The organism is Leucobacter chromiiresistens (genome assembly GCF_001477055.1).
GTDB classification, from domain to species: Bacteria; Actinomycetota; Actinomycetes; order Actinomycetales; family Microbacteriaceae; genus Leucobacter; species Leucobacter chromiiresistens_A.
In genome coordinates this window covers 1-459 of sequence record NZ_LDRK01000194.1, presented here as the reverse complement: position 1 = coordinate 459, position 459 = coordinate 1, and the positions used below count along the sequence as shown (strand labels likewise).

Sequence of the window (459 nt, the reverse complement as noted above, 5' to 3'; positions counted from 1 at the left end):
GCACCGGCCACGTTGATGCCGCCCTCGCCCTGGATCGTCTCCACGATCACGGCGGCGGGCAGGTCGAGCCCCGAGCCGGGATCGTCGAGCATGCGCTCCAGCAGGTCGAGCGTGTCGACCCCGGCGCCGAGATAGCCGTCGTACGGAAGTCGCGTGACGTCGCCGAGCGAGACGCCCCCCGCGGTACGATACTTCTCGTTGCCGGTCGCGGCGAGCGCGCCCAGGCTGAGGCCGTGGAACGCGTTCGTGAAGGCGACCACGTTCTGCCGGCCGGTCGCCTGGCGGGCCAGCTTCAGCGCCGATTCCACGGCGTTCGCCCCGGTGGGACCGGTGAACTGCATCTTGTAGTCGAGGCCGCGGGGTGCGAGCACGAGACGCTGGAATGCTTCGATGAAGTCGCGCTTCGCCGACGTGGCCATGTCGAGGCCGTGGATGATGCCGCCGCGCTGCAGGTAGTCG

1 protein-coding gene is annotated in these 459 nt (G+C 69.9%); it reads right to left on the bottom strand.

Going from position 1 to position 459, the window contains the following annotated elements:
• Positions 1–459: aminotransferase class III-fold pyridoxal phosphate-dependent enzyme (locus tag NS354_RS13050; RefSeq protein WP_153002241.1), on the bottom strand; the 459-nt coding region annotated here is incomplete at both ends.